The following is a 4,650-nucleotide window of genomic DNA, read 5'->3' on the forward strand; positions in this document are numbered from 1 at the left end:
GCACCCGGGGAAATCCACACCTCTTCTCGGTCGGACACCCCGTCACCGAGCCGGTCCGCCGCGCGATCCGCGCCCTGCCCGAGCAGGTCTGGCACCCCGCGCTGGAACAAGACGGCACCCTGCGCGAAGGCGCCGAGGTCGCCGAGCTGACCGGCATGGTCGACCTGGACGGCTACCCCGACGGCACCCGGATCATCGTCCGCCGCGAGCGCCCGCACCCCGGCGCCCAGCTGTCACTGTTCGACCTCGACGAAGGCATGCGCCACCAGGTCTTCCTGACCGACACCCCCTACGGCGAAGGCTCCCTGCAGCACCTGGAGGTCCGCCATCGCGCACACGCACACGTCGAGGACCGCATCCGCTGCGGCAAGACCACCGGCTTCAGCCGCTTCCCCTCCCGCCATTTCGCCCTCAACCAAGCGTGGCTCGAACTCGCGCTGACTGCCGCCGACCTGCTCGCCTGGACCCAGACCCTGCTGCTGGAAGGCGAGTTGGTCACCGCCGAGCCGAAGAAGCTCCGCTACCGGCTCCTGCACGCCGCCGCCCGCATCACTCGCGGCGGCCGCCGCTTCCGTCTGTGAACGACGGCGATATTCCCCAGCTGCGGCGCCAGAGAATTCCCCATGGGGATCCCGGCCCTGCGCCTGCGCGACCAGGGGGGACGCCGCTCGTCCCTGGCCCGCCCGACAGCTGCCGGATCTTGTGGGTGGTGGTGGGCTGTCAAGGATTAGCGCAGCTCACCGCGGTAGCGGCGCCGAAGGCGTCCTTGACCGACCGCCAGGACCCGCGACACTGCCCGGGCGGGCGGGCCGCCCTCAACCTCGCCGCGCGTTCGAACGCTTGCCTGGGGAAAGCGGCGCCGCAGCTGGGGAATTACGCGGTCGTCGACACGTCTACGGATCGCCGCTACCTGGCCCTGGCGGCACGAACTCGTCAACGCCTTCACCCGCCTCATGGCACTGCCGCGACCGGCCACCTGACCTGCAGCACCGTTCCCTACCCACCCACGACCGAGGAACCCCTGGAGCACCCGGCCCGAGCGTCGGGCCCCGGCCCTGCCCGCCTGCCGACCAGCTACCGAAAACACCGGTCCACCGCCATCAGCCCCAGCTCAACCATCCCAAGCGAAACGGGGAGGCTAGGGAAGATCGCCACGGCCTGCCCGGAGATGACCGCACTCGCCGACCTCGTACGCGACTTCGCCACCCTGCTGAAACCGGCCCAGGGCAACGACCTGAAACTCACCGAGTGGATCACGGCCGCCCGCGCCGTCGACCTGCCCCACATGCGCAGTCTCACCAACGGCCTCGAAATCGACCGGCCCGCCGTGGACGCCGGCCTCACCTTGCCCTACCACAACGGCCGCACCGAAGGCGTCAACACCCGCACCAAGAGGATCATGAGACAGATGCACGGACGCGCCGGATTCGACCTCCTCCGCCACCGCATCCTCCTCCCCTGACGGCTACCCGTCGTTACCACCGACCACGGGCCAGACCCGTTCGTTTGACGGACCCCCCGTTGTCGAACCTAGGGACAGTCCCTATGGTGTTCGGTGCCTTCCTGGAAGATCCTCAGACTGTCCCCGACTCTCTAATCTCTAATCGCGCCAAGCTGGCGGTGAGATGAGGCAGAAGTGCGTCAGTTTCGACAGGACAGATCGAGCTTTCATTCACGGGCGGGGTGGAGGGGAGGGTCACTCCTCCGCGCGGAAGCGGGTGGATCGCGTCACCGCCCTTCGAACCAGTGGCGACGTTCGTGGGCGCTCATAACAGCCGTGGGAGTCGGTGCCACGCTGCTGCAGGTCAGTGTGGCTGACGTTGCTTTGGCGGATAAGCCAGCCCACGGCGGCGTGTACGTCATCACCACGGCATCATCCGCAGGTCTTGCAGTGACACAAGACTCCGACACGGCTGAGGGCTACCAGGCCATAGCCCTGCCACCCTCGCATCGCGATCGGAAGCAGGAGTGGTTTGTCACAGAGAGGGCGAACCCAGAAGGCCTCCCCAGCACCGCTCTCTACAGGATCAGTGATGTGGCCCAGAAGAGATGCCTGGATGCCACCTCCACTGCCACAGGTACCAAGGTCGTTGTGAACGCCTGTAACGATACGAAAGGCCAGCGTTGGAAGATAAACCAAGCTTCCATCAGGGACTTTCATCACGGAGTGGACCGCTACCTTGGTACGTATTACATCACCAACGCAGCGAGCGGTCTCGCTCTCTCCAGTACCGACACTAAGGGTGGCGGTCTGACGCAGAGTCCGATGTCCTTGACGGCGACTCAGCACTTCGTGTTCAAGGCGAACAATGCAGGCTCGGACCGTCCGCTGTACTGGAGCGTGAAGGAACAAGACGTTCCTCCTGGGACGGCGACACACTTCGTCGATTGTCAAGGGGACGACGTGGTGCGCTTTAAGAATGGCCTTGGCGCGAATGGTTCCCCCGGCACTGTGGAACTTGGAAACAATGTGTACGCGTTCCAGGTAAAGCATGACGACTTTTCGGTCACGAAGATACAGACCAAGAGTGACCATAAGCGCCCCTATGCTCCGGACGGTAAGAACGGCTACTACCGTACTGATTTCACCATCGAAAACCGAGGAACTGTGACCAAGAAAGCGGTCCTCGGAGTTCTCTGTGAGCCCGGAGAAGCATTCTGGCCACCCATTCCCGCAGGTACACCCAATGTCGTGGAAGACTGCAAGAACATCGAATACCCGCCCGCTGCCAGCATGATGATTTCTCAATGCTTCTTCAAAATTGCGGGCGAGCTTCCGATCGATGGCGAGTGGACGCGGGTGGGCGCCACAACAAATAACTGCGAAAAGAACGACGCTGGGCCCATTCCTATGGCGAAGTCGTCTTCCCATGCTGTGAATTCCTCTTTCAGTGTGGGGAATGGTAAATCGGTGAATGTAACTTCCGGCCTTGCCAAGGTTTTTTCGGCGGCAATCGGTTATAGCCGTACGTGGGACCAGAATACGCAATGGGGGTCTGCCACAACGGTGACAGACACCCAAACCGTTAACGTTCCGCCCGGCAAAATCGGATGGTGGGAGTTTCAGCCCCGACTCATGGTTAGCTCGGGATGGATGGTCGGAAAGTACCTCCCGCCCACTTTGTGGTGGATGGAGCGTGAAGGCGCCACGATTGATGGAGCTATGGCTAGTTGGTTTTCCTACCCGGCAGCGGACACGACCCTGCTGAAGACGACGACGCCGGTCCTCTTGTCAAGTGGCCTCGCTGACGGCGAGTGGCGCCCGGGCTTTGTGGCCTGCCATTACAACCTCGAGGGATCGAGCGGCAAGGTAGCCGAAATTGCGAATGGCTCACATGAAGACGGGGCGCAGGCCCAGATTTACAGCAAGCTCAACGAGAACAAGCAGAAGTGGGAGCTCGTCAGCCGGGGTGACGACCAGTACGCCATCGCCTCCGTCGAAAGCGGTAAGTGCCTGGACGTTCACGCCCAAGACAAAACTCGAGTGATCCAGTGGTCTTGTCACCTGGGTGACAATCAGCTCTGGAAAATTGAGAGCCTGAGTAATTCCCTTCAGCGAATCAAGAGTGTGTGGGGCGAAAAGTGCCTTCAGCCCTCTGGAGGGTCAACAGCAAACGGGACTCACCTGACGATAGCGGACTGTACTGGCGGAACTGCGCAGCAGTGGCGGCTCCTCCAAAACGGCAGCGGCGATCCTCTACTTGCACCCGAGTAGTATGCCGTTAGTCGAGTCGAACGCTGGTCACCCAGGGACGCCTGGGCGACCAGCGTTCGATGCGTATGGGCCGCACCGCGAGAGGTCATGTCCCGCGGGGTGGTGTAGTCACGGCAGCTGTTTCGGTTCCGGTTGTGGGGTGATCTGTGGTTCGGGTTCGGTTGGCTTGGTGGTGAAGAGTTCGGCCATGGAGGCTTCGGACAGGTAGCGGCGGTCGAAGACCTGCCACTCGTCGTGGAGTTCGGCCAGCACTTCGTCCAAAACGGCTTCGACTCACTGTCGCCGACCATCAGCCCGAGGATCTCGCGGTGCCCGGTGGCGGAGATCCCGGTCGCGATGACCACGGCCTGCGATGCGATCCGGTGGTTGATCCTCGCCTTGCAGTAGGTGGCGTCCAGGAAGACGTAGGGGAAGACGGTGTGGTCCAGCGGCCGCTCCTTGAACGCGGTCAGTTCCTCGTCCAGCTCACCGCAGATGCGGGAGACCTCGGACTTGGAGATCCCGCTGTCCGCACCGAGTGCTTTGACCAGGTCGTCGACCGAGCGGGTCGAGACACCGTGCACGTATGCCTCCATCACCACGGCGAACAACGCCCGGTTGATCCGCCGTCGTCGTTCCAGCAGCGACGGGAAGAATGACCCGCTCCGCACCTTCGGGATCTTCAGGTCTAACCTCGATCTTTCGCGATGGGCCGCCGACGGAGTCGGTGGCTCATTTCGTTGTCGGTGGCCGGGGGCGGGCAGGCAAGAGGGCCGGGTGTCGTCTCGGGTGGACGCCGGGTTCCACTGCTCCGGGTTGGATCTTCTTCTCGTAGGGACGGGCAAGTTTGCTGGTCAGCCGGGGTTCGGCAGGAGTGCGAGCCGTTCGAGGGCGTCTGTGATCTCGCGGGTCCAGGGCCAGTGGTGGGCGAGGCGGATGATGCGGCGCCGGCCGGT

At 63.1% G+C, this 4,650-nt stretch carries 2 protein-coding genes and 3 pseudogenes; 3 read left to right on the forward strand and 2 right to left on the reverse strand.

Annotation, left to right across the window (positions count from 1 at the left end):
• The 3 genes and pseudogenes from SSP24_RS41945 to SSP24_RS41955 all read left to right on the forward strand — a co-directional run.
• A pseudogene (locus tag SSP24_RS41945) lies at positions 1-578 on the forward strand (transposase); the annotation flags it as partial.
• 575 nt (positions 579-1,153) lie between these two features.
• Positions 1,154-1,462: pseudogene (locus SSP24_RS41950) on the forward strand (transposase); the annotation flags it as partial.
• A gap of 315 nt (positions 1,463-1,777) precedes the next feature.
• Positions 1,778-3,715: an RICIN domain-containing protein gene (locus SSP24_RS41955; protein WP_167529875.1), complete on the forward strand. Its 1,938-nt coding sequence runs from the start codon at positions 1,778-1,780 to the stop codon at positions 3,713-3,715.
• 108 nt (positions 3,716-3,823) lie between these two features.
• Here the strand turns inward: SSP24_RS41955 and SSP24_RS44810 are convergent, their stop codons facing one another.
• The gene (locus SSP24_RS44810; protein ID WP_229866382.1) at positions 3,824-3,976 is read right to left on the reverse strand and encodes a hypothetical protein; all 153 of its coding nucleotides are present in this window, start codon (positions 3,974-3,976) and stop codon (positions 3,824-3,826) included.
• A pseudogene (locus SSP24_RS41960) lies at positions 3,973-4,386 on the reverse strand (transposase); the annotation flags it as partial. The pseudogene SSP24_RS41960 and the gene SSP24_RS44810, both read right to left, overlap by 4 nt.
• Positions 4,387-4,650: the final 264 nt, after the last annotated feature.

This window comes from Streptomyces spinoverrucosus (assembly GCF_006539505.1).
Classification (GTDB): domain Bacteria; phylum Actinomycetota; class Actinomycetes; order Streptomycetales; family Streptomycetaceae; genus Streptomyces; species Streptomyces spinoverrucosus.